This is a genomic window from Lentzea flava, from assembly GCF_014648475.1.
GTDB classification, from domain to species: domain Bacteria; phylum Actinomycetota; class Actinomycetes; order Mycobacteriales; family Pseudonocardiaceae; genus Lentzea; species Lentzea flava.
Map to the genome: position 1 here is coordinate 197,733 of NZ_BMRE01000003.1, position 23,789 is coordinate 221,521.

General features: G+C 70.9%; 29 protein-coding genes. 22 read left to right on the forward strand and 7 right to left on the reverse strand.

What is annotated here, in order from left to right; genetic code table 11:
- The first annotated feature begins 81 nt into the window (after positions 1-81).
- The 10 genes from IEZ09_RS07600 (at position 82) to IEZ09_RS07640 (ending at position 7,013) form a co-directional block, all read left to right on the forward strand.
- Positions 82-537 carry a VOC family protein gene (locus IEZ09_RS07600; RefSeq protein ID WP_308202377.1) on the forward strand — a complete coding sequence of 152 codons (456 nt, stop codon included), beginning with the start codon at positions 82-84 and terminating at the stop codon, positions 535-537.
- Complete coding sequence (locus IEZ09_RS46265) at positions 537-1,001, forward strand: FAD-dependent oxidoreductase (RefSeq protein ID WP_229812325.1); 465 nt, start codon at positions 537-539, stop codon at positions 999-1,001. Before IEZ09_RS07600 ends, IEZ09_RS46265 begins: the two co-directional genes overlap by 1 nt.
- Positions 998-1,438 (forward strand): oxidoreductase dimerization domain-containing protein, encoded by a 441-nt coding sequence (locus IEZ09_RS46270; RefSeq protein ID WP_229812326.1) that lies wholly within the window; start codon positions 998-1,000, stop codon positions 1,436-1,438. Before IEZ09_RS46265 ends, IEZ09_RS46270 begins: the two co-directional genes overlap by 4 nt.
- On the forward strand, positions 1,435-2,031 hold the full coding sequence (locus tag IEZ09_RS07610; protein WP_229812327.1) for a VOC family protein: 597 nt from the start codon (positions 1,435-1,437) through the stop codon (positions 2,029-2,031). The genes IEZ09_RS46270 and IEZ09_RS07610 overlap by 4 nt, the downstream gene beginning before the upstream one ends.
- Before the next feature lie 276 nt (positions 2,032-2,307).
- Positions 2,308-3,276, forward strand: coding sequence for an NAD(P)-dependent alcohol dehydrogenase (locus IEZ09_RS07615; RefSeq protein WP_189252873.1), 969 nt, complete (start codon positions 2,308-2,310; stop codon positions 3,274-3,276).
- A gap of 47 nt (positions 3,277-3,323) precedes the next feature.
- Entirely contained in the window at positions 3,324-4,805 is a 1,482-nt protein-coding gene (locus tag IEZ09_RS07620; RefSeq protein ID WP_189252874.1) for a carboxylesterase/lipase family protein, read from the forward strand.
- 48 nt (positions 4,806-4,853) lie between these two features.
- The gene (locus tag IEZ09_RS07625) at positions 4,854-5,147 is read left to right on the forward strand and encodes a hypothetical protein (RefSeq protein ID WP_189252875.1); all 294 of its coding nucleotides are present in this window, start codon (positions 4,854-4,856) and stop codon (positions 5,145-5,147) included.
- Complete coding sequence (locus IEZ09_RS07630; RefSeq protein ID WP_189252876.1) at positions 5,144-6,112, forward strand: hypothetical protein; 969 nt, start codon at positions 5,144-5,146, stop codon at positions 6,110-6,112. The genes IEZ09_RS07625 and IEZ09_RS07630 overlap by 4 nt, the downstream gene beginning before the upstream one ends.
- The gene (locus tag IEZ09_RS07635; RefSeq protein ID WP_189252877.1) at positions 6,109-6,540 is read left to right on the forward strand and encodes a YbaB/EbfC family nucleoid-associated protein; all 432 of its coding nucleotides are present in this window, start codon (positions 6,109-6,111) and stop codon (positions 6,538-6,540) included. Before IEZ09_RS07630 ends, IEZ09_RS07635 begins: the two co-directional genes overlap by 4 nt.
- 56 nt (positions 6,541-6,596) lie before the next feature.
- A complete protein-coding gene (locus tag IEZ09_RS07640; protein ID WP_189252878.1) occupies positions 6,597-7,013 on the forward strand; it encodes a tetratricopeptide repeat protein in 417 nt (138 codons plus the stop codon).
- Here IEZ09_RS07640 and IEZ09_RS07645 read toward each other — a convergent pair.
- The 3 genes from IEZ09_RS07645 to IEZ09_RS07655 are packed head-to-tail and all read right to left on the reverse strand — an operon-like array spanning position 6,999 to position 10,368.
- A complete protein-coding gene (locus tag IEZ09_RS07645) occupies positions 6,999-8,618 on the reverse strand; it encodes an SDR family oxidoreductase (protein ID WP_189252879.1) in 1,620 nt (539 codons plus the stop codon). The genes IEZ09_RS07640 and IEZ09_RS07645 overlap by 15 nt on opposite strands.
- Positions 8,615-9,511: a PDR/VanB family oxidoreductase gene (locus IEZ09_RS07650; RefSeq protein WP_189252880.1), complete on the reverse strand. Its 897-nt coding sequence runs from the start codon at positions 9,509-9,511 to the stop codon at positions 8,615-8,617. The genes IEZ09_RS07645 and IEZ09_RS07650 overlap by 4 nt, the downstream gene beginning before the upstream one ends.
- Positions 9,511-10,368 (reverse strand): metal-dependent hydrolase, encoded by an 858-nt coding sequence (locus IEZ09_RS07655; protein ID WP_189252881.1) that lies wholly within the window; start codon positions 10,366-10,368, stop codon positions 9,511-9,513. Before IEZ09_RS07655 ends, IEZ09_RS07650 begins: the two co-directional genes overlap by 1 nt.
- A gap of 70 nt (positions 10,369-10,438) precedes the next feature.
- Here IEZ09_RS07655 and IEZ09_RS07660 point away from each other — a divergent pair, with 70 nt between their 5' ends.
- Positions 10,439-11,050, forward strand: coding sequence for a TetR/AcrR family transcriptional regulator (locus IEZ09_RS07660; protein ID WP_189252882.1), 612 nt, complete (start codon positions 10,439-10,441; stop codon positions 11,048-11,050).
- A 9-nt stretch (positions 11,051-11,059) separates the two neighbouring features.
- Here the strand turns inward: IEZ09_RS07660 and IEZ09_RS07665 are convergent, their stop codons facing one another.
- Entirely contained in the window at positions 11,060-12,007 is a 948-nt protein-coding gene (locus IEZ09_RS07665; protein WP_189252883.1) for a class I SAM-dependent methyltransferase, read from the reverse strand.
- Between the two features lie 100 nt (positions 12,008-12,107).
- Complete coding sequence (locus IEZ09_RS07670) at positions 12,108-12,947, reverse strand: SGNH/GDSL hydrolase family protein (protein ID WP_189252884.1); 840 nt, start codon at positions 12,945-12,947, stop codon at positions 12,108-12,110.
- 131 nt (positions 12,948-13,078) lie between these two features.
- Here IEZ09_RS07670 and IEZ09_RS07675 point away from each other — a divergent pair, with 131 nt between their 5' ends.
- Positions 13,079-13,648 (forward strand): P-loop nucleotide/nucleoside kinase family protein, encoded by a 570-nt coding sequence (locus tag IEZ09_RS07675; RefSeq protein WP_189252885.1) that lies wholly within the window; start codon positions 13,079-13,081, stop codon positions 13,646-13,648.
- A gap of 36 nt (positions 13,649-13,684) precedes the next feature.
- Here the strand turns inward: IEZ09_RS07675 and IEZ09_RS07680 are convergent, their stop codons facing one another.
- Positions 13,685-14,092, reverse strand: a complete 408-nt coding sequence (locus tag IEZ09_RS07680; protein ID WP_189252886.1) for a ribonuclease domain-containing protein — start codon at positions 14,090-14,092, stop codon at positions 13,685-13,687.
- A 226-nt stretch (positions 14,093-14,318) separates the two neighbouring features.
- On the opposite strand from IEZ09_RS07680, the gene IEZ09_RS46275 reads away from it, so the two are divergent.
- From IEZ09_RS46275 to IEZ09_RS07725, 9 genes are all read left to right on the forward strand, one after another.
- Positions 14,319-15,146 carry a cellulose binding domain-containing protein gene (locus tag IEZ09_RS46275; protein ID WP_229812328.1) on the forward strand — a complete coding sequence of 276 codons (828 nt, stop codon included), beginning with the start codon at positions 14,319-14,321 and terminating at the stop codon, positions 15,144-15,146.
- Positions 15,147-15,211: 65 nt separating this feature from the next.
- The gene (gene pcaH, locus IEZ09_RS07690; RefSeq protein WP_189252887.1) at positions 15,212-15,949 is read left to right on the forward strand and encodes a protocatechuate 3,4-dioxygenase subunit beta; all 738 of its coding nucleotides are present in this window, start codon (positions 15,212-15,214) and stop codon (positions 15,947-15,949) included.
- Positions 15,942-16,433: a dioxygenase family protein gene (locus tag IEZ09_RS07695; protein ID WP_189252888.1), complete on the forward strand. Its 492-nt coding sequence runs from the start codon at positions 15,942-15,944 to the stop codon at positions 16,431-16,433. The genes pcaH and IEZ09_RS07695 overlap by 8 nt, the downstream gene beginning before the upstream one ends.
- Positions 16,434-16,435: 2 nt before the next feature.
- Positions 16,436-17,551, forward strand: coding sequence for a lyase family protein (locus IEZ09_RS07700; protein ID WP_229812329.1), 1,116 nt, complete (start codon positions 16,436-16,438; stop codon positions 17,549-17,551).
- Complete coding sequence (locus IEZ09_RS07705; protein ID WP_189252889.1) at positions 17,548-18,285, forward strand: alpha/beta fold hydrolase; 738 nt, start codon at positions 17,548-17,550, stop codon at positions 18,283-18,285. The genes IEZ09_RS07700 and IEZ09_RS07705 overlap by 4 nt, the downstream gene beginning before the upstream one ends.
- On the forward strand, positions 18,282-18,623 hold the full coding sequence (locus IEZ09_RS07710; protein WP_189252988.1) for a carboxymuconolactone decarboxylase family protein: 342 nt from the start codon (positions 18,282-18,284) through the stop codon (positions 18,621-18,623). Before IEZ09_RS07705 ends, IEZ09_RS07710 begins: the two co-directional genes overlap by 4 nt.
- A complete protein-coding gene (locus IEZ09_RS07715; protein ID WP_189252890.1) occupies positions 18,620-19,264 on the forward strand; it encodes a 3-oxoacid CoA-transferase subunit A in 645 nt (214 codons plus the stop codon). The genes IEZ09_RS07710 and IEZ09_RS07715 overlap by 4 nt, the downstream gene beginning before the upstream one ends.
- On the forward strand, positions 19,261-19,896 hold the full coding sequence (locus tag IEZ09_RS07720; protein ID WP_189252891.1) for a 3-oxoacid CoA-transferase subunit B: 636 nt from the start codon (positions 19,261-19,263) through the stop codon (positions 19,894-19,896). The genes IEZ09_RS07715 and IEZ09_RS07720 overlap by 4 nt, the downstream gene beginning before the upstream one ends.
- Complete coding sequence (locus IEZ09_RS07725) at positions 19,893-21,074, forward strand: 4-hydroxybenzoate 3-monooxygenase (protein WP_189252892.1); 1,182 nt, start codon at positions 19,893-19,895, stop codon at positions 21,072-21,074. The genes IEZ09_RS07720 and IEZ09_RS07725 overlap by 4 nt, the downstream gene beginning before the upstream one ends.
- On the opposite strand, the gene IEZ09_RS07730 is transcribed toward IEZ09_RS07725, so the two are convergent.
- Positions 21,060-22,229 carry a molybdopterin molybdotransferase MoeA gene (locus IEZ09_RS07730; protein WP_189252893.1) on the reverse strand — a complete coding sequence of 390 codons (1,170 nt, stop codon included), beginning with the start codon at positions 22,227-22,229 and terminating at the stop codon, positions 21,060-21,062. The genes IEZ09_RS07725 and IEZ09_RS07730 overlap by 15 nt on opposite strands.
- Positions 22,230-22,291: 62 nt before the next feature.
- Here IEZ09_RS07730 and IEZ09_RS07735 point away from each other — a divergent pair, with 62 nt between their 5' ends.
- Entirely contained in the window at positions 22,292-23,539 is a 1,248-nt protein-coding gene (locus IEZ09_RS07735) for an MFS transporter (protein WP_189252894.1), read from the forward strand.
- The last annotated feature ends 250 nt before the right edge of the window (positions 23,540-23,789 follow it).

The following is a 23,789-nucleotide window of genomic DNA, read 5'->3' on the forward strand; positions in this document are numbered from 1 at the left end:
GCCAGGGGGGACACCAGGGTGTTCCACGGGTTCGAAGGGGTCCCTGGCCGGAGCAGTCTCGGGTCATCGACGACGAAGGAGATGAACGAGATGGACTTCAAGCTCGAGGTGGCGGTCATCCCGGTGGCGGACGTGGACCGCGCCCAGCACTTCTACAAGACGCTGGGCTGGCGCCTCGACGCCGACTTCACTGCCGAGGACGGGCTGCGCGTCGTGCAGCTCACCCCGCCGGGATCGGGCGCGTCGGTGATCTTCGGCAGCGGCGTCACCGACGCCGAGCCGGGCAGCGCGCAGGGCCTGTACCTGATCGTCGACGACATCGTCGCCGCCCGTGAGGAACTGGCGAGCCGCGGTGTGCGGATCAGCGAGGTCTTCCACGACCAGGGTGGTGTCTTCCACCACGCGGGCACCACCGCGCGGGTCGAGGGGCCTGACCCGCAGCGCCGCAGCTACTCCTCCTACGCCTCGTTCAGCGACCCCGACGGCAACGGCTGGGTGCTGCAGGAGGTCACGACTCGCCTTCCCGGACGGGTGTGATGAACTCCTACGACGTGATCGTCATCGGTGGCGGATCACCCGGCGAGCACTTCGCCGCCGCCGTCGCCGGCGGAGGACTGCGGGTGGCGATCATCGAGCGCGAGCTGCTCGACGGCCCACAGGCCGGGGCCGAAGTTCATCGTGGCGTCCGTGGCGATGCCGCGCGGATCCGGTTCGACGCCAACGGTTTCGAGCCCTATGCCCTCGACCCGCGGCCGCCTGCCGGTGGCGACGAGGAGCTGAGGCGACGAGTGTCGAGGTCCGAGGTCGCCCTCGTCGAGGGTGCGGACCGGCTGCTGCCACGTGAGCCGGAGGCGACCGGCCGCGCGCTCGGCGAGGAACTGACCGCGGACGGTGTCGAGTTGCACCTCGGCGTGCACGCCACCGCGGCCCGTTCCGAGAACGACGAGTACGTGCTCGACCTCCCGGACGGCACGCGGTTGCGCGGCGACAAGGCGACGTGACCGGCCAGTGGAACCTCACCCACGCCGGCAAGTACCAGGGCCGGGTCGCCGCCGCGAACATCCTCGGCCACGACACCGAGGTGAACTACGACGCCGTCCCGCGGGTGGTGTTCACCGACCCGCAGGTGGCCGCAGTCGGTGCGGCAGAAGGAAAGTACACCGCAACCGTCCACCTGTCCGGCGTCGCGCGCACGGCCACCTACACCCGTGAGTACGCCACGCGGCCCGGCTTCCTGACCCTCGTCTCCGACGGCGAAGTCCTCACGGGCGCCCACGCCGTCGGCCCCGAGGCGGGCGAGTGGCTCCAGCAGGCCACCCTCGCGATCCGCGCGAAGGTCCCGCTGTCCGTGTTGCTCGACGTCATCCAACCGTTCCCCACCTTCTCCGAGGCGTTCCTCAACGCCCTCCGCGATCTGGCAAAGGAAGCAGCGAAGTGAAGAAGCTCGCAGAGATCGACATGAAGCTCGAGGTCACCGTCATCCCCGTCACGGACGTGGAGCGCGCCAAGGAGTTCTACAGCCGCCTCGGCTGGAGGCTCGACGTCACGCCGCCGTGGGTCGTGCAGTTCACCCCCCACGGCTCCGACACGTCCATCCACTTCGGTGAGGGCGTCACGACCGCGGAACCCGGTTCAGGACGGCACTTCCTCGTCGTCTCGGACATCGTGGAGACGCACGAGGCCCTGCTCGCCGCCGGAATCAAGGTCGGTCCGCTCTACCACGGCGGCCCGGACGGCCCGGTCGAGGGCGCGGACCCCGAGCGCCGCAGTTACTTCACCCGCGCGGAATTCGCGGATCCGGACGGCAACACGTGGATCCTGCAGGAGGTGACCACGCGTCTGCCCGGCCGGGTCGACGCCGACGACACGTCCTACGGGTCGATCGCCGACCTCGCGTCGGCGTTGCGCAGGGCCGCTCTGGCCCACGGCGAGCACGAGAAGCGCAACGGCGGGGAGTACGACGAGAACTGGCCCGACTGGTACGCCGAGTACCTGGTGAAGGAGCAGACGGGCGAGGAGCTGCCGCGCTAGTGGTGTGGCTCGGAACGTTGCCGGGGGAATTCGCGGTCAGACGGGTGCATCGCGGCACCGCCCCCACGTCCTCGTACTGGTTGTACGGGGGCGTGGGGGCGGTGCCGCGAGGTGCCCTGCTGAGCGTGGATTACCTCGCCAACGTTCCGAGACGCGCCACTAGGTCGCGGGGTGTCACGAAGAACAAGCGCGCTTTGTGCTGCCACTAGGGGTCGTCCCTGATGTGAACGCGCGCAGTCGCGGCCTACCTTTCGTGCCAACGCGAGGGAGGCCGCGATGAAGGCGATCGTCCAGGACAGATACGGCTCGGCGGACGTGCTGGAGCTGCGCGAGGTCGACCGGCCCGTGCCGGGCGCCGGTGAGGTGCTCGTGCGGGTGCGGGCGTCGTCGGTGAACGCCGCCGACTGGCACGTGATGCGGGGCGACCCGTACTTCGCGCGGCTGTTCCTGGGGTTGCGCGGGCCGAAGACGCGGATCCGCGGTCTCGACTTCGCGGGTGTGGTCGAGGCGGTCGGGCCTGGGGTGAACGGGCTGCTGCGGGCGGGGGACGAGGTGTTCGGTGAGGTCGAGGGGTCCTTCGCCGAGTACGTGTGCGTGTCGCAGGACCGGGTGGAACGCAAGCCGTCGAACCTGACGTTCGAGCAGGCGGCGACGCTGCCGCTGGCGGGCAACACCGCGTGGCTGGGGCTGCGCGAGCTGCAGGCCGGGCAGAAGGTGCTGATCAACGGTGCGTCCGGCGGGGTCGGGCTGATGGCGGTGCAGATCGCCAAGGCGCGCAAGGCTGTTGTCACCGGCGTGTGCAGCACGCGCAACGTGGAGCAGGTGCGTTCGGCCGGTGCGGACCACGTGATCGACTACACGGCTGAGGACTTCGCTCGCGGCGGCGAGCGGTACGACCTGGTCTTCGACCTCGTGGGCAACCGGTCGATGAGCGAGCTGCGGGGTGTGCTGACCCCGGACGGGACGCTCGTGCTGTCCGGGGGAGGCAGCTTCACCGGCGGCGCGTTGTTCGGGCCGTACCGGCTGATCATCCAGGGCAAGGTGCTCGCGCCGTTCGCCCGGCAGCGGATCGTGGTGCTGGAAGCCAAGCCCGGCAAGGAGAACCTGGCCGCGCTGCGCGAGCTCGCCGAGTCGGGGAAGCTGGTGCCGGTGATCGAGCGGACGTATCCGCTGACCGACGCGCCCGACGCGATCCGGCACGTCGAGAAGGAGCACGCGCGGGCGAAGGTCGTGGTCACCGCCTGATCGGAAATTGCGTGGCGCCGCGCGGGCCCAACGACCACTATCCGCGCATGGTCGAGGTTCGAGTCAGCGGCGGAATGGTTCGGGGCGCGATGGAATCGGGCGTCGCGGTGTTCCGCGGCATCCCGTTCGCCGCGCCCCCGGTCGGTGCTCTGCGCTTCGCCGCACCCCACCCGGCGCCCGAGTGGGAGGGCGTGCGGGAGGCGCTGGCCTTCGGACCGCCGCCACCGCAGCCGGGCATCTTCGGCATGGACCGGATGGGCGCCGTCGGTGACGACTGGCTCACCGTGAACGTCTGGTCGCCGGACATCACCGCTGATCTCCCCGTCATGGTGTGGATCCAGGGCGGTGCCTACGTGTTCGGCACCTCCGGCCTCCCCGAGTACGACGGCACGCGCCTCACCGAGGACGGCGTGGTGGTCGTGACGTTCAACTACCGCGTCGGCATCGAGGGCTTCGCGCACGTCGAGGGCGCGCCGCCGAACCGGGGCCTGCTGGACCAGGTCGCCGCCCTGGAGTGGGTGCGCGACAACATCAGCGCGTTCGGCGGCGACCCCGGCCGGGTCACGATCTTCGGCCAGTCCGCGGGCGGTGGCTCGGTCGCCGCCCTGCTCGCGATGCCGCGTGCGGCAGGGCTCTTCCACCGCGCGATCGCCTGCAGCGTGCCCGGCCCGTTCTTCACGCCGGAGCTGGCCGCGGACGTCGCGGCCGCCTGCGCCGCCGAACTGGGCCTGCTGCCCGCCGAACTGTCCACTGTGGAGCCGGAGCTGCTCGCGACCGTGTGCGACGAGATCCTGGCCAAGATCGGGCAGTTCACCGGGCGGTGGGGCCAGGCGGCGCACAAGCAGGTCCCGTTCGCGCCGGTCGTCGACGGCGAGATCCTCCCGGTCACCCCGTGGGAGGCGGTCGCCGCCGGCGCGGCGAAGGACGTCGAGCTGATCGTCGGCCACACGCGGCACGAGCAGCGCATCCTCACCATGATCGACGGCATGCTCGGCGAGGTGACCGAGGAGCACGCGGCCACCGCGCTGGACGTCTTCGCGCCCGGCAGGGACGGCGCCCGCCGCTACCGCGAGAGCTTCCCGGACGCGGGCCCGGACGAGCTGTACGAGCTGGTCTGCTCGGACTGGCTGTTCCGGATGCCGTCGTTGCGGCTGGCGGAGGCCCAGGTCGCGGCGGGAGGCAAGGCTCACGTGTACGTGCTGGCCTGGCCCGCGCCCGGCATGGGCGGCGTGCTGGGCGCGTGCCACGGTCTCGACGTGCCGCTGATGTTCGGCAACCTCGACCGCGGGCAGCCCGCGATGCTGATCGGTGACGTGACGCCGGAAGCGCAGGCACTGTCGGACCGCCTGCGTGGCGCGTGGACGGCGTTCGCGACCAGCGGCGATCCCGGCTGGCCCGCCTACTCGGCCGATCGCCTGACGCGGGTCTTCGACGTCGAGGACCAGGTGACCGCGTACCCAGAGGAGGAGTCCCGGCGGATCTGGCAGGACCACCGGTTCGTGCCCATTTCCGCTGATCTGCGAAGTTGATCTACCCATTGGCGCTAGTTTGCGGCCATGGATGGATTCGCCGTCGAAGTGACCAACCTCGTTGAGGCCGCGAAGACGCTGGAATCGCACGTCGCGGGTTCGCTCGACTCGGTGCACGGGTGGATCTCGGGCGCCCTGGAGAAGGAGAACGAGGCCTTCCTCAGCGGCGACGACCACGGGCCCGGTGGCAGGTACCTGTTCGACCAGGTCGGCACCGAGTTCCGGATCACCGCCGAGTTCATGAAGCGCCTGGCGGCGGACAACAGCGAGACCGTGCGGCTCGCCGCCGGCGCCCTGCGCGAGATCGCCCAGAGGTACCGAGAGGCGGATGGTCAGGCATGAGTTTCGAGGGGCACTTCGACGCGAACGTCGAGGACGACGGCGAGTGGCGCCGGGCCGTCGAGCAGCTCGGCCCGGCGATGATGCAGCTTCTCTCCGTCTACGCGGACTTCGAGGGTGAAGAGGACCAGCTCCCGAACTACATCCCGCGCATGGAGGAGATGTTCCGGCTCTTCGCCTCCGGGTCCCAGCACCCGGCCGACGAGATCGCCAAGGCGATGCGCGCCGGCCGTGACCTGATGATCGCGGTGAAGGAGAAGCACCTCGCGGACGTGAAGACCTACGTCGGCGAGTGGCACGGAGCCGCGGCGGAGCAGTTCGAGGTGTACCTGAACTCCATGACCCTGGCGATCAGGAGGTACGAGGACGCCCTCGACGCGATCGCCGTCCTGGTGGAGGCCTACCGCGGCCTGGTCGTCGCGATGCGCAAGGACGTGGTGGCCATGGTGCAGCGCGTCTTCTCCGGCCTCGAGGCGGCGGAACAGGCCCAGCTCAAGATCAGCCTGGCGATCGCGACCGCCTTCGTCGCCGCGATCGGCTCCGTGGTGACCGGCGGCGCCGCGACGGGACTGGCGGTCGAGGCGCTGTCCGGCACCATCGGCGTCTCGATGGAGCAGATCGGGGCGTCCGACGAGTTCCACGTCCTGGCGAGCATGGTGGATCAGGGCGAGCAGATCATCGAAGAGGTGCGCCACGCGCGCAAGAAGATCGAGGCGGGTTTCCGCGCCGTGACCGAGTCGATGATCGGGTCGCACATGGAGGAGACGCGGCCCCCGCGTCCGGAGATCGTGACGGCGCCGAGCTTCGACCCGAAGGACTTCGGGCTGCCCGAGGAGTACCAGCGCGGCCACCAGCTGCCCGCACCGGGCGGCCCGCTGGTCGAGCAGCCGCCGAAGGACACCGGTCCGGACAGCGACATCGACGACGAGACCGGCCTGGACGTCTACCCGGAGCAGGTGATGCGATGACCTCGCCGCAGGATCTGGTGGCCCAGGGCGCTTTCCTGCTGGAGAAGGCGAAGCGCCGCCGGGAGGCGTTGCACGCGGCGGAACGGCAGTCGGTGACCGAGACCGGCGAAGCGTCCTCTCCGGACGGTCTGGTGCGGGCTCGTGTCGACGCGGGCGGCATGCTGACGTCGCTGTTCCTCGCGCCGGGCGTGCACCGGCTGGACCCGCGCGAGCTCGCGGCGCTGATCACGTCCGTGACGCAGCAGGCGGCGGCCGGTCCGCGAGCCGCCGTGCGGCGCACCTACACCCAGCTGCACAACGAGGGGCTGGTCAAGCAGATGCCCCCGCTGCTGCCGGAACCGCCCGCGCCGCCGCCCGCACGTTCACGTCGGCCGGAGCCGCGCGAGGAGGAGACGGACCGGCCGATCATGCGCGACGAGGCCTGGTAGCGGCACGGGAATACCTCCCGCCGGGCGACGTTGCAGTCGTCCGGAAGGGAGGTTCGATGAGGGACAACTTCACCGAGTACCAGGCGAACGGTGAGGTCGCGGCCGACCGCTGGGTCACCGCGACGCACCTGTTCGACACCGATCACGTCGAGACGACGGCCGAGCGGTGGGAACGAGCACAACTGCTGTTCGCCGCCAAGGACTACACCAGGGCCGCGCAGCTGCTGGCCGGGATCGTCGAGGAAGTGCCGTTCCAGACGGACCTCTGCCTGCTGCTGGCCCGCGCCTACTACCACTCGGCGCAGCTCGGGAAGGCCGAGGCGCAGCTCCGCGTGATCGTGGACCGCGACCCGGTCGAGCACTACGCGCACCTGCTGCTCGGACGCACGCTGGAGCGGCAGGGCAGGCCGGAGGAGGCCGCGCCCTGGCTCCGGCTCGCCGCCGCGTTCGGCGGGGAGCTAGCCGACGTCTAGCTTGGCGAACGCGCGCAGCAGGCCCGGCGCCGCACGGCTGGCGAGTCGTGCCGCCTTCGCCTCCGCCGTCACCGGCACCACGGGACGGTTGCGGCGAACCGCGCGCACGATCTCGCGCGCCACACCCTCGGGGCCGAAGCCGCGGCGGGCGTAGAGGCGGGACGCGCGGGCCTGCTTGCGGCTCTGCTCCTCGGCGCTCACGCCGGAGAACGTCGTGGTGGCCGTGATGTTCGTGTTCACCAGGCCGGGACAGATCGCGCTGACGCCGATGGCGTGCGGCGCGAGCTCTGCCCGCAGGCAGTCCGACAGCATGAACACCGCGGCTTTGCTGGTCGCGTACGCGGAGAGGATCTTCGACGGCGTGTAGGCCGCCGCCGAGGACAGGTTCACGATGTGACCGCCCTCTCCGCGTTCCACCATCAGTTCGCCGAATGCACGGCAACCGTGCACGACGCCCCACAGGTTGACGTCCAGCACCCGTTGCCACTGCTCGGTCGACGTCGACAGGAACGACCCGGAGTGCCCGATGCCGGCGTTGTTCACGACCACGTCCGGCACGCCGTGCTCGTCGGCGACCTGCCGGGCCCAGGCCCTCACCGCCGCCTCGTCGCGCACGTCGACCTCGTAGGCGTGGCCGTCGATCATCTCGGCGGTGGCCTTGGCCGCCGTGAAGTCCACATCGGACACCACGACCTTCGCGCCGGTCTCGGCGAACGCCACCGCGGTCGCCCTGCCGATGCCGCTGCCGCCACCGGTGATCACGACGAGCTCGCGCGGGGGAGCGGAGTCCGTGATGAACTCGCTGATCATCCTGGCGAGCGGTTCCGGGTGGCTGAGCGGGGCCCAGTGCCCTGCCACGATCCTGCGCCTGCGCAGCGACGGCACCCAGCGCTCCAGGTCGAGGGGACCGGTCTGGATGAAGCGGTCGCGGGTCGGCTGGATCACCTGCACCGGCATGGGCGCGTGGCGGTGTCGCGGTGCGCGCATGACCCGCCGGATGTTGGCCCGGTACAACGCGATTCCGCGCACCGCGTCCCTGGTGATCGTGGGCGCGGGCGTCGTCCTGACGCCCTCCATGCGCCGGAGCACGCCTCCCCAGCGCGGGCCGAGGTAGAGGCGCCAGAACAGCGGCGCGAGCACCGGCAGGTGGAACGTGCCGATGTACCAGGACCCCAGGAACTGCCGGAGGTGAGCGATCGACAGGCGTTGGCGCGACCAGTGGCCCATGTGGTCGAGGCACGGCCCGGAGATCGAGGTGAACGTGGCGATCCGCGCTCCCGGCTCGGTCACCGCCTCCCACGACTGGATCGAGCCCCAGTCGTGGCCGACCAGGTGCACCGGTTCGTCGGGGCTGACCGCGTCGATCACCGCGAACAGGTCCCGCGCCAGGTGTTCGAGCCGGTAACCGTCCTCAGTGGACGGTGGTGTCGACTCGCCGGCCCCGCGCACGTCGTAGGTGACGACCCGGAAGTCCTTCTCCAGGATCGCCGCGACCCTGTCCCACACGGTGTGCGTGTCGGGATAGCCGTGCACGAGCACGACCGTCGGGCCGCTCGTGCCGCGCACCTGGACGGCGAGGTCGACTTCTCCGGAGCGCACGTTCACAGTTCCTCCACGACGAGCCGGTCACCGGTTGGCCTGTCCACGCAGATCCGCACGCCGCCGACGTCGCACGTGCCGCAGAACCCCTGCCGGCACGAGTAGGCGACCGACGGCCGGAAGTCTCTGATCACGTCCAGCGCCGACCGGTCGGCGGGTACGTGCAGGGATACCCCGCTGCGCCGCAGTTCCACCGTGAACGGCCGCCCGCCGACGATCGGCGGCGGGCTGAAGCGCTCGAAGTGCAGCCAGCGCGAGGAGAACTCCTCCCGCACCTGGGCGAGCATCGATGCCGGGCCGCAGCAGTAGACGGCGCCGTTCGGGTCCGCGTCGGTCAGGAGCGGTCCGCCGCGCCCGATCCTGATGTCGACCCGGCCGATCGGCAGTTCGTCCAGGAACGGCATGGCTGTGGTCGACCGGCCGCAGTAGACGAGCCGCCAGTCGAGGCCCGCCCGCGCGGCCGCGTGGACCATCGGCAGGATCGGCGTGATCCCGATGCCGCCCGCCACGAACACGACAGGCCCGATGCCCGCGAACGGGAAGGCGTTGCGCGGTCCCCTGACCTGGATCCGGTCGCCGACGCCGAGTGCCTGCACCTCGCGCGAGCCCGCGCCGACCGCGCGCACCGCGATCCGGTACGTGTCGTCCTCCGGGTCGCCGCACAGCGAGTACTGGCGGCGCAGGCCGGACGGCAGGTGCAGGTCGACGTGGCAACCGGGCTGCCACGCGGGCAGCGCGGGTCCGCCGAGCCTCAGGCTGACGACGCCGTCCGCGACCTCCTCTCGGCCGACCACCGTGAGCCACAAGGCATCCCGCGCCGTTCCGGGGCGCGCCCGGCCGCCGATCCGCAGCACCGCGGCGTCGTAGAGGGTGCCGAACCTCGTGAGCCCTCGCAGCATCAGTGCGCCTCGCGGGCGGCGGGGGAGGACGCGAGATAGGCGACGGCCTGCGCCGTCGAGCCCTCCTGCTTCGGGTGGTAGGCGGGGTGGAAGTACCGCAGGAACGCCCGGAAGATCTCCGACAGCTTCGGCAGGAGCCCGCGCCGCCCGGCCCGCATCGCCTCGCGCCAGGTCAGCCGCACCTTCGTGGTCCTGTCGGCCTTGACCATGAACCGCGCGCCCCGCACCCACAGCCAGAACAACACCGGCGCCACCAGCAGCATGGTCCGCGCCCGGCGCACGTACCGGCGGTCGAGGTGGCACATCAGGTCGTACGCGACGCTGCGGTGCTCGACCTCCTCGGCCGCGTGCCAGCGCAGCAGGTCCAGCATGACCGGGTGGATGCCGGCGCGGTCGAGCGCGTCGGCGTTCAGCATCCAGTCGCCCAGGTAGGCCGTGAAGTGCTCGACGGCCGCCACGATCGCGACCCGTTCGATCAGCTGCTCGCGCGCCTGCTCGTCGCTGAGCCCGGCCCTGGGCCCGAGGATCCGGCGGAACACGTGCTCCATCTGCCGCGTGAACGGCCGCGGGTCGAGCCCGTTCGCGAGCAGGTGGTCGAGCACCTCGCTGTGCGCCTCGGCGTGCATCGCCTCCTGCCCGATGAAGCCGAGCACGTCCTCGCGCAACGTGTCGTCGCTGATCAACGGCACGGCCTGCTGGAACGTTCGCACGAACCACCGCTCGCCTTCGGGCAACAGCAGGTGCAGGACGTTCATGACGTGCGTGGCCACCGGCTCGTCCGGCACCCAGTGCATCGGCAGGGTCGACCAGTCGAACCGCACGTCACGAGGCTGCAGAACGAGGTTGTCCGGCTCCATCACGTACCTCCGCCAATTACTACGCCCGCGTAGCTTTGTGAAAGCTACGCCACCGTAGCAATATGGGTTCGTGAGCACAACGCGCCGGAAGTACGCCCGCCGCCTGCCACCCGAACAGCGCCGCGAGCAGCTGCTGGACGCCGCCCTGAGCCTGATTCCGGCAGGCTTCGACACGGTGACGATGGAATCCGTCGCCAAACAGGCCGCCGTGACCAAACCCGTCCTCTACGACCTCTTCGCCAACCGCGCCGAACTGATCAGCGCCCTGCTGGAACGCGAGGCGGCCCGCGCGACCGAACAGGTCCTGGCCGCTCTCCCGACCGACTTCGCGACCCGCTCACCGGACGACGCGTTCGCCGACGCGGTCCGCGTCTTCGTGAACGCCGTCGTCGAGGCTCCGGACCGGTGGCGGCTCGTGCTGCTGCCGCCGGAAGGCACGCCCCGCGAGTTCCGGGCGCAGGTCGAACTGGTGCGCGCCGGGGTGCTCGCCCAGATCGAGGACCTGGCGGCCCTGGGTCTCAAGGAACTGGGCGGGCTGGACGACCTGGACTCGGCGTTGCTGGGACACGCGATGCTCGCGCTCGCCGAGATGTCCGGCCGTCTGGTGCTGACCGATCCGGAGAAGTTCACGCCTGACCGGCTGGTGGCGTTCGTAGCCCGGATCGCGCACGGGCTGCGGTGATGAAGGGGTTCACACCCGCACGTGGGTGAGCAGTGCCAGACCGGTCGGGTCGGCGCCGACGGACACGTTGCGTCCCGGCAGCAGGGCGCGCACGGCCGCTTCGTCGCGCTCGATCAGCGACCACTCCATCAGGAATTCCAACGGCCACCGGAACGGGTTCCCCACCGCGGTGCAGGAGAAGTAGAACGTGCTGCCCGGACGGCACAACCTGGTCAGCACGGCCTCGGTCAGCCGAACAGCCGCGCGGTCGTTGAGGTAGTCGTAGAGGCCGTTCACCACGACGAGGTCGAACGGGCCGAGTTCGGCCAGCGGGCCGAGAGCGCGGAAGACGTTGCCCGGCACGACGGTGGTGAAGTCGTTCAACAGGCCGAGGCGTTTCTGGGCCAGGGACAACGCGTCCGGGTCGACGTCGGTGAGCACGAACCTGTCGCCGGGACGGACGATGCCCGGCGGGATGAGCCGCAGGTCGGGGGCGGCGCCGGACGCGATCAGCAGCACCGAGTGCGGGCCGTTGCGCGGTGCGGTGAGCACGTCGCTGATCAGCCTGGCCTGGTGCATCACCCGGTTGCGCAGCTGCTGGGTGATCGCCGAGTGCTGCAGGCTGGCCTCGACGTGCCAGGCGAGCGTGCCCGGTGCGGCGCCGTTGGCCTGGGCCATCACGTGCTCGACCAGCTGGTGGTCGCCGGGATAGCCGCGGGCCCATTCCTGTTCGCTGCGCATGAAGGGTGAACGCGCGCACGCGGACCTGGCCGGCTGGACGATCGCGGCGATGTCCTCGTCCGGCACGCCCGCGAGCGCGGCGGCACCGATCTGCGTGCCGAGAGTGCGGAAGCGGCCGCCGACCAGCATCTGCGTCGCGGGATCGCCGAGGTTGAACTCCTTCTCACTGCGCAGGAAGCCGTCGACGGCGTCGCTGAGCCGGTGCAGGGCGTCCATGCTTTGCGGGAGCACTGTCATCGAACACTTCCTCGCTGCGGCAACGGTTCCAGAGCCTGTCAGGCGGCGCTGTCCACCGACAGAGTCTTTCGGGTAATACGGGGCCGACCCCGCAGGGAGTTCAGCGACCGGCGGCGCTGACGGCGTCCGCGATCGCCTGGTGGCCGGCGGGCGTCGGGTGCACGTCGGTGCGGTCGCAGAAGTAGGTGAGCGTGCACACCTTGGCCACCGAGGCCGGGATCTGGCCGTACTTCGGGTCCTGGGTGAGGTCGGTCAGGGCGCCGTAGCCGCCGGTCGTGCTCGTGACGTCGGCGAACTTGGCGCCGGCTTTGGCGTACTCGGCGGCGATCGTGCTGTTGAAGTCCTGGAACATCGAGACCGACAGGCGGGCGATGTTCTTGCCGTTCGGGATCGACGGGTTCACCCACGCGCCGAGGAAGACGTCCGGGTAGGTGAGGCCGATGATCTTCACGTCCGGCGCGGCCGCGCGGAGCTTGGCGAGCGTGGCGGCGACGTTGGTCCTGATGCCGGCGACGGTCGTGGTCGCGCACTGCAGCGGGTCCTGGGCGATCGCGCACGGTGCCAGGTCGTTGCCGCCGATCACGATGGTGACGAGGCTGGTCCTGCCGGCGCGCAAGGTGTCCACGGCCGCGTCGAGCTGGGTCTTGCCGCCCGCGCCCTGCCCGCACGCGGGTTTCGTGGCGAGGTCGGCGGAGGTGGCGCCGTTGCACGCGAAGTTGACCAGCTCGAGGCCGGACTGCTTGGCGAGGATCTGGGCGAAGCTCTCCCCGGTGCCGCCGGGGGCGAAGCCGGTGGCGTAGGAGTCGCCGATCGACACGTAGGTCCGCTGAACGGGCGGGGTGCTCGTCGTCGGCTCAGGCGTGGGAGCCGGCGTGGGCGGAGTCGAGGTGCATGCGCCCAGCGCCGTCAACAACGCCGCGACCAGCGCAAACCTCCGCACACCCACTCCCTTTCGCCGGAACCGATGTGCCGAGGCTACGAAACGCGCCGTGAGGACTCTGTGTTGACGGCGGATTGCTCCGAGAGCGAACAGCGATCACCGGAGGCCCCGGTTGATGTTCAGATGGGGGTATGACCGAGCGTGCCCACGCCCAGTACCTCGACCTCACGCCGACCGCCGAGCGCCCCAGTGTGGTGCTGGTGGCGGGCATCCCGGGCGCGGGCAAGAGCACCCTCGCGGAGTCGCTCGCCCGCCACCTGAAGTGGCCGATCGTCTCGATGGACTGGCTGCTGGGCACGATGACGCCGTTCCGCGAGCTGAGCGACGAGACCGCGAGGGCGCTGGTGGACCTGAACGTCGTCGCCTCGATCGCCCGGCACGTGCAGCTCGGGATCGACGTGGTCGTCGACGTGGCCGGGCACACCCGAGAGGCGCGCGCACGCCTGCGTGAGCTCACCGGACGGCTCGGCGGCGTGTTCGTCGGGGTCGAGTGCGTCTGCTCGGACGAACGCCTGCACCGCGAACGGGTCGAAGGCCGGTCGCGGGGCATTCCCGGTTGGCACGCAACGGTTCCCTGGGCGCACGTCGAGCGGATGCGCGGCCTGTGGGAGCCGTGGGAGGAAGCCCACCTGGTGCTCGACTCGGCTGTCGAGACGCCGGACAGCTCGCTCGAACGCGTTCTGGACGCGCTGGGAAGGTGAACCGGCCGGGACGCGCGCCCCGGCCGGTTCGTCCTCTCAGAGGCGGTAGAAGTTCGCGTAGTGGTCCGGCGAGAAGTAGACGACGCCGGTGGTGTGGTCGACGACGATCCGGTACGCGTCCCGGGAGGCGTTGCAGCGCCGCGGGTAGACGTCGAGCTCCTGGTAGCTGTGGCCGGCCGGCAGCTGGCCCTCGCGGTTGAAGAACGTGCCACCGGTGTAGTTGCACTGCCCGTTCGGCCAGTCGTGCCAGCCGCGGCCCGGGTAGCCCATCGACGCCCAGGTCGAGTTGGCGGAGCGCGCGGCCGAACAGCGCGATTGCGTGCAGGAGCTGTACACGGCGGCGTCGGCGGCGGGTGCGATCGCGGTGGTCACGCCGAGCACGGCCGCGACGACGGCGAGAGCGGCGAACAGACGACGAGTCCGGTGCGGTTGCAGGGTTTGCACTTCAAGACCTCCATCGGCAGGGATCGTGGATGTCGTGATCTTTTCTGTTGATCACCACGAGCCGGTGAACGGCAGGAAACCGGCCGCGGAACGGCTGTGGCCTCTTCACGTTCGCACAGTCGGCGCCGTCGTGCGCTGTTTTGGATCAACCACGCCTCTGAACGCCCGAGTTGATCAACTCCGAACAGGCGATTGCGTGCGCTGCCACCGGGGATAGATTTGCGTTATGGCAGCACGGAAGCACTTGGTGGTGCTGTTGATCCTGTTCACCGCGGCATGCACGGCCGCGCAGGACGGCAAGCCCTCGCCGGCACCACGAGCGACTTCCTCTTCGCCTGCCGAGCCGGGTTCGTCCACAAAGGTGCGTGCCGTCCTCGACGGCCGCACCGTGGAACTGGCCGACGGCACCCGTGCGCGCATCTCGTCGCTCGCCGAGCCGTCCTCCTGCGCTGCCGCCGCCGCGCTGGACTTCACGACCAAGACCTTGCTGAACAAGGAAGTTCGCGTCTCCAGCATCACGCCGGGGGAAGTGTCGCTGCTCCTGCCCGACGGCACCGACTTCGCGTTGCTGGCCGTGCGCAGCGGCATGCTGCGGACCTCCGGCGTGGACGGTGGGCCGCTTGTCGAAGCGGAAACCAAGGCGCAGCAGGCGAAGCTCGGACTGTGGGCGCAGGAATGTCCAAAGTCGACACCCGCACCTCCGTCCACCTCCACCACGCCGCCTCCACCGGCGCCCATTTGTGTCGTCGTGTACCGGGTCAACAGTGAATGGCCCGGCGCGTTCCAGGCCGAGGTGACGGTGCGCAACGTCAGCGGTGCGCTGATCGAGGGCTGGACGCTGCGGTGGCGGTTCGCCGACGGGCAGACCGTGACGCAGATGTGGAACGCCGCGGTGTCCCAGTCCGGCGCGGACGTGACGGTCACCAACGCCGGCTACACCGCGTTGATCGTGCCCGACGGTTCGGTGTCGCTCGGCTTCAACGGCTCGGTGACCGGCCCCAACTCGGTGCCGACCGCCTTCACGCTGAACGGCGCTGCCTGCACAACCGGCTGAGGTCTTCCACTCAGTGGAAACCGGTGGTCGACGGGATCCGGTGCGCGTCCCTAGCGTTCGATCCCGTGACGACCAGCCAGCACGAGATCAGCGACGAGATCGCGAAGATCCAGGCCGACTCACCGAAGGGTGCGCCGCTGCTGGACTTCCCGCCCTACCGCAGCACCCTGCTGCGCCATCCGACCAAGGAACTGCGGCTCGTCGACCCCGAGGGTGCGGAGCTGCTCGCCCCGGTCTTCGGCCACTCCGACGTCGCGCCGGTCGAAGCCGACCTGACGATCCAGCGCGGCGGCGAGCCCATCGGCGAACGCATCCGCGTGCACGGCAGGGTGCTCGACGGCGACGGCCGCCCGGTGCGCCGCCAGCTCGTCGAGATCTGGCAGGCCAACGCCGCCGGTCGCTACTCCCACCAGGGCGACCAGCATCCAGCGCCGCTGGACCCGCACTTCACCGGCGTCGGCCGCTGCCTCACCGACGACGACGGCTGGTACTCGTTCACGTCGATCAAGCCGGGCCCCTACCCGTGGCGCAACCACCACAACGCCTGGCGTCCCGCGCACATCCACTTCTCGTTGTTCGGCACCGACTTCACCCAACGACTGATCACGCAGATGTACTTCCCCGGCGACCAGCTGCTGGCGCTGGACCCGATCGCCCAGTCGATCACCGACCCGGCCGCGCTGTCCCGGCTGATCGCCACCTACGACCACGAGCACTCCGAGCACGAGTGGCTGCTCGGCTACCGCTGGGACATCGTGCTGACCGGCAGCCACGCGACCTACCTGGAGCCGTCCGATGACTGAAACCCCTGGCCAGACGGTCGGGCCGTTCTTCCACCACGCGCTCGCCTATCCCGGCGACTCCGAGCTGGTGCCCTTCGGCTCGGCGGGGTCCGTGGTGCTGCACGGGTACGTCCACGACGGCGCCGGGGACCCCGTGCCGGACGCGATGATCGAGATCCGGCAGGCCGACGCGTCCGGCGTGGTGCCTGCCGTCGGCGGCTCGCTGCGGCGGGGCGGGGCGGCCTTCACGGGCTGGGGCCGGTCCTGCACGGACGCGGCAGGGCACTACTGGTTCAGCACGGTCGAGCCCGGCCTGCCGTTCTTCGCGGTGACGGTGTTCGCCCGCGGGCTGCTCGACCGGTTGTTCACGCGCATCTACCTGCCGGACGCCCCCGGCGCGATGGAGGGCCTGATCGCCACGCGGGAGGCGGACGGCCGTCTCCGGTTCGACATCCACCTGCAGGGGCCGTCCGAGACGGTGTTCCTCACCTTCCCGCGGACCTGATCGTGCTGCCGGGGTCGTATCGCGCTGCCGGACTGGTGGAGGACGCCGCGCTGGTCAGGGCGATGCTGGACGTCGAGGTCGCGTGGGCTCGGGTGCTCGGGACCGAGGTCTCGCTCGGGTCGTGGGAGCCCTCGCTGGATCCCGTCGAGGTCGAGGCGGCGGGCAATCCGGTGCTGCCGCTGGTCTCGGCCCTGCGGGAACGGGTCACCGGAACTGTCCACACCGGACTGACCAGTCAGGACGTGCTGGACACGGCGTTGATGGTGCTGGCCCGCCGCGTGCTGGGCCGGGTGTCCGGGGATCTGCGGCTGGTGGGCTCGGCGCTCGCCCGGCTGGCCGGCGAGCACCGGTCGAGCGTGATGGCCGGGCGGACGCTGACGCAGTTCGCCGTGCCGATCACGTTCGGGCTGAAGGCCGCCCGGTGGCTGGTGGGTGTGCTGGACGTCCTCGACGAACTGGACGTGGTGTCGCGCACCCTGCCGGTGCAGTGCGGAGGTGCGGCAGGGACGTTGTCCAAGGCGGCGTCGGTCGTGGACCCGATCGCGGCTGCCGCCCAGTTCGCGGACCACCTGGGACTGGTGTGGCCCGGCCTGCCCTGGCACACCTACCGCGCTCCGGTCACGAAGCTCGGCGACGCGTTGGTGCGCACGTGCGACGCGCTCGGCGTGATGGCCGCGGATCTGCTCACGCTGGGACGGCCGGAGATCGGCGAGGTGCGCGAGGGTGCGGTGGCCGGGCGGGGTGGCTCGTCGACCATGCCGCACAAGCGGAACCCGGTGTTGTCGGTGCTGGTGAACAGCGCCGCGTTGCAGGCTCCGCAGCTGGGAGCCCAGCTGCACTTGTGTTCGGCGCGGGCCGTGGACGAACGGCCTGACGGCGCCTGGCACGCGGAGTGGCCGGCGTTGCGCGCGTTGCTGGAGCTGACGGTCGTGGCGGCGTCGCAGGCGGCTGAACTGGTCGAGGGGCTCGAGGTGCACGCGGACGTGATGGCGCGCCGGGCCGCCGACGCCGCCGGCGAGCTGCTGGCCGAGCGGGGTGGCGGGACGGATCCGGCCTCGTATCTCGGGGCGGCCGAGTCGTTCGTGGACGAGGTGCTGAAGCGGTGGGAGGCGAGGTGACGCTGGCCTTGACGAGACTCGCCGGTGCGGAGGACTCGGAGCGGCTGCTGGTCGTCGGGCCTTCGCTGGGAACGTCCGTCGCCCTGCTGTGGCGGGACTGCGCAAGGGCGCTGAGCGGGTTCGAGGTGATCGGCTGGGATCTGCCCGGCCACGGCTCCGGCACACCGGCCGCGGAGCCGTTCACCGTGCAGGACATCGCCGACGAGCTGACAGGTCGCGTCGAGGCGTTGGCCGGTGGAAGGCCCGTCGCGTATGCCGGTGTGTCGTTCGGCGGCGCTGTCGGGTTCGAACTGGCGACGCGTGCCGGGAGTCCGTTCGAGACGCTCGTGTGCATCGGGGCGGCGCCGCGGATCGGCGAGCCGGCGATGTGGCGGGAGCGGGCCGCGCTGGTGCGCAGGGCAGGGACGCCGGTGATGGTCGAGGGATCGGCGCAGCGGTGGTTCGCGCCGGGGTTCGTCGAGCGGGCGCCACAGGTCGCCGGGGCGTTGCTGCGGGCGTTGGCCGACGCGGACCAGGAGTCGTACGCGCTGGCGTGCGAGGCGTTGGGCCGCTACCGGGCAGGCGACGCGGTGAAGCCCGTGCGGGTGTTGGTCGGAGAGCACGACGTCGTGGTGTCGCCGGAGACGGCCGACCGGGTGCTCGCGGGCTGCGGGCACCTGCCGCCCGCAGAGGATCCGGCGGGCGTGGCGGCGGTGTTGATCGAGGAGATGCGGTGTCCTACGACGACGGCATGAAGGTGCGGCGCGAGGTGCTCGGGGACGCGCACGTGGACCGGGCGGCGCCGGACGAGTTCACGCGGGACTTCCAGGACTTCATCACGCGGTACGCGTGGGGCGAGATCTGGACGCGGCCGGGGCTGGACCGGCGGATGCGGAGTGCGATCACGCTGACGGCGTTGATCGCGCGGGGACATTGGGAAGAACTCGCGCTGCACGTGAAGGCGGCGCGGCGCAACGGGTTGAGCGTCGAGGAGATCGGTGAGGTGATCCTGCAGAGCGCGATCTACTGCGGGGTTCCCTCTGCCAACCACGCGTTCTCGGTCGCGCGGCAGGCCCTGAAGGAGGAGGCGTGAACGCGCTGGAGGCCGTGGCGGACACGGCGGACGGGTCGACCGTGCTGATCGGCGGGTTCGGGCCTGCCGGGGAGCCCGTACAGCTGATCGAGGCGCTGCTCGACAGCGGGGCGAAGGAGCTGACGGTGGTCAGCAACAACGCCGGCTCCGGCGAGACCGGAATCGCTGCCCTGATCAGGGAGAAGCGGGTGGTGAAGATCGTGTGCTCGTATCCGCGGCAGGTCGACTCGCGGCACTTCGACGAGGCGTACCGGGCCGGGCGGCTCGAGCTCGACCTGGTGCCGCAGGGCAACCTCGCCGAACGGATCCGGGCAGGTGGCGCGGGCATCGGGGCGTTCTTCACGCCGACCGGCTACGGGACGATGCTGGCGGAGGGCAAGGAAACCCGCGTGATCGACGGCAAGGGGTACGTGCTGGAGTACCCGATCAAGGGCGACCTGGCGCTCGTCAAGGCGCACCGGGCGGACCGGTTCGGCAACCTCGTCTACCGCAAGACGGGCAGGAACTTCGGGCCGATCATGGCCGCCGCCGCGACCACGACCGTCGTGCAGGTCGAGGAGTTCGGGGAGATCGACCCGGAACACGTCGTCACGCCGGGCATCTACGTCAACCGGATCGTCCACATCGGACGTGCGGCATGATCGACCGGCAGACGCTCGCGAAGCTGGTCGCGGCGGACATCCCGGCCGGGGCGTTCGTGAACCTCGGCATCGGCCAGCCCACCGAGGTCGCTGACCACCTCGCGCCGGACAGCGCAGTGGTGCTGCACACCGAGAACGGCATGCTCGGGATGGGCCCGCAGGCGCACGGCGACGACGTCGACCTCGACCTGATCAACGCCGGCAAGATCCCCGTCACGGAGCTGCCGGGGGCGTCGTACTTCCACCACGCCGACTCGTTCGCGATGATGCGCGGCGGCCACCTCGACGTGTGCGTGCTCGGCGCGTACCAGGTCTCGGCGCGGGGCGACCTCGCGAACTGGCACAGCGGGGCACCCGACGCGATCCCCGCGGTCGGTGGCGCGATGGACCTCGCGGTGGGCGCCAAGCAGGTGTTCGTGATGATGAACCTGCTGACCCGCGACGGAAAGCCGAAACTGCTGCCGGAGTGCACGTACCCGCTCACCGGGCTGCGCTGCGTCAGCCGCGTCTACACCGACCTCGCGACCTTCCTGATCACCGAGAACGGCGTCGTCGTGCGCGACCTGCACGGTGTCGAGTTCGCCGATCTCCAGTCGTTGCTGGACGTCCCGCTCACCGAGGAGCTGTCATGACGCGCACCCAGGTCGGCATCGTCGGCGCGGGACCGGCCGGGCTGATGCTCTCGCACCTGTTGTCCCTCAACGGAATCGACAGCGTCGTGGTCGACTTCCGGACACGGCTGGAAATCGAGAACACCGTCCGTGCGGGCATTCTGGAGGCCGACAGCGCCCGGTTGCTCGTCGACACCGGGGTGTCCGATCGCGTGCTGCGCGACGGACATCCGCACGAGGGCATCGACCTGCGGTTCGGCGGCGAGAGCCATCGCATCGACTTCCGCGCGCTGGTGGGCGAGTCGGTGTGGCTGTACCCGCAGACCGACGTGTTCGTGGACCTGGCCAACGCACGCGAGCGCGACGGCGGCGACGTGCGGTTCGGCGTCAGCGACACGGCGGTCGACATCACCGAGCCCGCGATCCGGTTCACCGACAGCGACGGCGTCCGCCGGGAGGTGCGCTGCGATCTGCTCGTCGGTGCCGACGGCTCACGGTCGATCTGCCGAGCTCAGGTACCGGAATCCGTGCGCACCCACAGCTTCCGCGAGTACCCGTTCGCCTGGTTCGGGATCATCACCGAGGCCCCGCGCAGCGCACCCGAGCTGATCTACTCGCACTCGCCGCGCGGGTTCGCGTTGATCAGCCAGCGCACCGAGACCCACCAGCGCATGTACTTCCAGTGCGACCCGGAGACCGATCCCGACTCGTGGTCGGCCGACCGGATCTGGGAGGAGCTGCAGGCACGGGTCGCGGGCCCCGACGGCTTCACGCTGAAGGAAGGTCCGATCACCGAGAAGACGGTGCTGCGCTTCCGGTCATTCGTCGCGGAACCGATGCGCCACGGCCCTTTGCTGCTCGCGGGCGACGCCGCCCACACGGTGCCGCCGACCGGCGCGAAGGGCCTCAACCTGGCGCTGCAGGACGTCCGCGTGCTGGCGGAGCTCATCGAACGCGCGCTGCTGAAGAACGACGGCGACGCCCTGGACGAGTACGGCCCGCGAGCGCTGGACCGCGTGTGGAAGGCGCAGCACTTCTCGTACTGGATGACGACCATGCTGCACGCGCTGCCGGGAGCGACCGACTTCGACGTGCGGCGCCAGCTCGGTGAGCTGGCGTCCGTGGTCGGGTCGGAGGCGGGGTCGCGGTTCCTGGCGGAGGGGTACACCGGCTGCTGGCCCGTGTCACAACGGAAGTAGCTCGACCTCGCCGGCGCCGTGACCGGGCGGGATGACCGCGAGGGCGTCGGCCAGCGCGGCGCCCCACAGCGAGCCTGGCCGGTCGTGGCCTGTCGGGATCCCGGTTCTGGTGACCGGGATCAGGCGGGTGTCTGTGGAGTGCGCGCCTGCGTTCAGTGTGGCGGTGATCGGTGGACGGATCGCGTGGCCGCCCAGGGTGTCGAGCAGGGGGCGGAGCAGGGTGAGGGCGGCGGCGAGTGCGGCGAACGGGTTGCCCGGCAGGCCGATCACGTGGCGGCCGTCGGGGAGGGCGGCGAGCAGCATCGGGTGACCGGGGCGGCAGGCCACGCCGCTGACGAGGATGTCCGCGTCCAGTTCGTGGAGGACTCGTCGCAAGTGATCGGCAGGGCCGACGGAGGTCGCGCCGCAGGTGACGAGGACGTCGGCTCTGGCGGATGTCAGCGCATCCGTCAGAGCGGACGGGTCGTCACGCAGGTGAACGGTGCCGAGCAGGTCCGCTCCAGCGAGCAGACCGGGCAGCATCGGGCCGATCGCGTCACGGACCCGGCCTGGGCGCGGCGGGCCGGAGTGGAGGAGTTCGTCGCCCGTCACGACCACGGCCACGCGGGGCCGGCGGTGGACCAGGAGGGTGTCGTGGCCCGCGCCCGCCGCCAGGCCCAGCACGGCAGGGGTGACGGCGGAACCTGCGGGGACGAGTTCGTCGCCGGCTGACCAGTCCTCGCCACGGCGGCGGATGTGTTTGCCCACCACGGCCTCGCCGTGCAGCCGCGAACCCTCGACCGAACACACCTCGACCGGGACCACCGAGTCCGCCCCGCCCGGCACCGGCGCTCCCGTCGCCACCCCGAACGCCTCACCAGCCCGGATCATCCCCGGCACCGGCTCACCGGTGGCCGCCCTGCCCGGCACCGGCGCTCCCGTCGCCCCAGGCACCGGATCACCGGCAGCCACCCGCCCCACGACAGTCCACGGCCCAGACCCGGCGACCGCGTACCCGTCCATCGCCGACGTGTCACAGGCCGGCTGACTCGCCAAGGCCCGCACCCCGGACGCAAGGGCGAGGCCCAGCGCGTCGGCGAGCGCGACCTCGACGGCCTCCAGCGGCTTGACCGCCTCGCGTGCCGTCTGGCGGGCGAGATTCCAGGGCATGGTCATCAGGGCTCCCGTGGTATAGCCTACCTCATACTGTATGCAATCCTCGGAACGGGGTGAAGGGCATGCCAGTCGCGACTTACGTGCGTGATCACGTCGGCAGGCTCTACCGGGTGGGGGAGACCGACGTCGAGGTGTCGGGGCGGTCGCGTCGCGCGGTGTTGTGGGCGGCCTGGGCGGCGATGCTCGCGGCCGGCATCGGGCAGTACGGGTTCGGGGCGCTGATCCCTCGGCTGCAGGACCGGTGGAGTGTGCCGGAGCTGTTCTGGGCGCTGGCCCTGTGGACCGTGTGCCAGGCGGGCACGGCGTTTCCGGCGGCCTGGTTGCGGCGGCAGAACAGGCTGACGCCGACCGGCGCGCTGTGGATCGGCGCGATCCTGTGCGGCGCCGGGCTGGTGACGCTCGGGCAGGGCCGGCTCGTCGGGTATTCGGTGCTCGGGGGCGTCGGCGCGGGCCTGGTCTACGCGACCTGTCTCGGCACGATCGTCCGCTGGTACCCGGAGCGCGTCACGCGGAAGGTCGCGTTCGTCAGCGGTGCCTTCGCGTACGGGTCGGTGCCGTTCGTGCTCGCGGCGGGGTTCCTGCTCACGAACGTCGACGGGTTCCTCACGCCGGCGGCGATCGCGATCACCGCGGTGGTGGCCGTCGCGGGCGCGGTGATGAAGGACCCGCCCGAGCACTGGTGGCCGCCGCACGTCCGGCCGCGGGAATGGGCCCTGGACCGGGCGCGGGTGCCGAACCGGTTCGCGCTCAAGGAGTTCCGGACGCACGAAGCGATGCGGTGCGGCACGTTCTGGTGGCTGTACGGCGGTGTGGCGTTCGCGGCGGCGGTTTCGCTCTACGACCTGGCCTACTTGCCTTTGTTCGTGGGTGACAAGGTGCTCGGGGCGGTCGCGCTGGCCACGCTCGCCGCCGCCACCGGGACCGGACGGGTGCTGGTCGGGTGGATCTCCGACCGGGTCGGCCGCCGCAGGGCGCTGGTCTGGACGCTGGCGACCGGGGGTTTCGCGCAGTTCGTGTTGCTGTACTCCCAGAACGTCGCCGGGCTGCTGCTGGGCGCGACGCTCGCGGGCCTCGGCACCGGGTGCTGCTACTCGGTGCTGGTCGGCGTCACCAGGGAGTACTTCGGCGAGACGAACGGGGCCCAGAACTTCGGCGTGCTCTACACCGCGAAGGCGGCGGGGGCGCTCATCGCGGCGATCGTGCTCGCGTCGCAGGGCCCTGGGTTCGCGTTCGTCGCGGCCGGGGTGCTGGGGCTCGCGGGCGCGGTGCTCACGCGTCACCTCTCGCAGCCGGGAAGGCCGCGGCTGTGAACCGCGTGCCCGTCCTGTCCAGGGGCTGGCACCGGACTCCAGCCGAGGGCTGTTGCCTGATGGAGCTCACGTCGGTGCTCGCGGGCGAGGTGTGGTCGGACCGGCCCGCCTGCGTGCACCCGGTGCTGGCCTGTGTGGCGCGGTGCGTCAACGACCAGTCCACAAGGGACGGCCGGAGGAAGTTGTTGCCGTTCGCCACCAGGATGATCGGCACGGACAACGCGCCGGCCGCACACGAACTGGTTGCCCA